The organism is Peribacillus sp. P4_D6, assembly GCF_056401795.1.
The window spans coordinates 1-1,828 of sequence record NZ_JBFUIQ010000302.1; the positions used below are offsets into that span (position 1 = coordinate 1).

The 1,828-nt window shown below is 38.2% G+C and carries 1 protein-coding gene; it reads right to left on the reverse strand.

What is annotated here, in order from left to right:
• Nucleotides 1-1,699: alkyl/aryl-sulfatase (locus tag AC1DVB_RS26970; RefSeq protein ID WP_477591900.1), on the reverse strand; the 1,699-nt coding region annotated here is incomplete at its 3' end.
• Between the last annotated feature and the right edge of the window lie 129 nt (nucleotides 1,700-1,828).

Sequence of the window (1,828 nt, forward strand, 5' to 3'; positions counted from 1 at the left end):
CTTTCATTCCGTTTAATTTAATGGACAAGAATTTCAGGAAATCATCCATTGGCATATTGAGCAGCGTATCGAGATTCATCATTCCGCCACTTCCCTTTGAATCTGCCACACCATTCCTTAACTCGTCTGCGCCGGTAAGATAGAAATTACGCCACAAAGAAGATTCAGCTGTGTATCCTAATTGCTCATAAGCTTTAGCCAATAAATTTTTTGCTTCTGTATTTTTCGGGTTGGCCATGACGACATGCTTTAAGACTTGAGCCACCCAGCGATATTCCCCTCTTTTATAATCAAGTTTTGCCTGTTTAATGACCTTCTTTTCCCCACCCATATACTGTACATATTTAGCGCCCGATTCCTCTTGTGGTAATGGATCCAAGTCGGATGGATTACCGTTGAAATATCCTAAATAAAAGTTATACACCGCTTTTACGTTGTGTTTCAATGTTCCGTAATACCCCCGATTGGCCCAGACTTTATCCAACTTTTCAGGAAGCTTTAACTCTTCCGCGATTTCATCAGGTGTAAGTCCTAAATTAGCTAATCGTATGGTTTGGTCATGAATATATTTGTACAAATCACGCTGACTTTCCAACTGCTCCAGAACATCGTCCCTTCCCCATACGGGCCATGTATGGGCCGTAACCATAGCATCTATATCTTCGTTTCCAAACAGATCAACTGTATCATCAAGTGCTTTCACCCATTTTAGGGTATCTCTGGTTTTAGCTCCCCTTAATGTATAAATATTATGTAACGTGTGTCCGGTGTTTTCCGCTACCACTAAAGTTTTGTAATCATTGATATAATAATGCATTTCAGATGGAGCTTCCGAATCCGGCGTCAATAAAAATTTAAATGTAATTCCGTCTATTTCCACCGTTTGAATATCATCCTTCACTTCCATTGTTGGAGGTAAATAGCTAAAAGTTCCGTTACTTAATCCTGGGCCAATACCAGAAGTAACAAATCCCCTTTCACTTGCGGGTAAGAGATTTCCAAACATATAACCTGCACGGCGAGACATTATATTGCCTAAAAGAATGTTTTCACTTAGCGCTTCATCGTTAAAACCTGCTGGGACAATAATCGGCACCTTAGCTGGATTGTCAGCGTATTGAGCAATGCCTTTGATACCACCAAAGTGATCCGCATGACTATGACTAATAACAATTGCACTTACTGGATTTTTGGGCCGATGTTCAAAATAAAGCTCCATGGCGGCTTTGGCCGTTTCAATTGTAGAAAGTGTATCCAAAACTATTAATCCTGTTTTTCCTTCCACAATGGTAAGCACTGATAAATCCTGGCCCCGAACTTGATAAACGCCATCCACCACTTTAAATAAGCCTGTTATATTTTGTAACTGAGCTTGCCTCCACAAGCTTGGGTTTACAGTAAAGCTTGCCGGCTGATCTTCTTTGATGAATGAATATCGATTACTATCCCATACCACGTCACCTTTTGAATTTTTAATGGGATTCATATTCAAAGGCGCAATGAATCCTTTATGTGCATTCTTGAAATCTTCCTTGTCTGTAAAATTCAACTTTTCATAAAAAGCCTTATTTGCTGAGATTGTTGTATCTGTTGCCGGCATTGGCTTATCTGAAGCAGCATTTGTAACAGAAGAACCTGCCAGTAAAACAAAAACAATGGGAACGGTTACAATTCCTTTAATAAAAGATATTTTGGACATTTCATACCCCTTTCTAAGTAGATATCTTGTATCTATTCCGAATGTTAAAGTATCTTTCTTAGATTTTTTTGAATAATATGAATTTATCTTATAATTAATTTGCCATTAAGTATATTTACTATTTCTAAT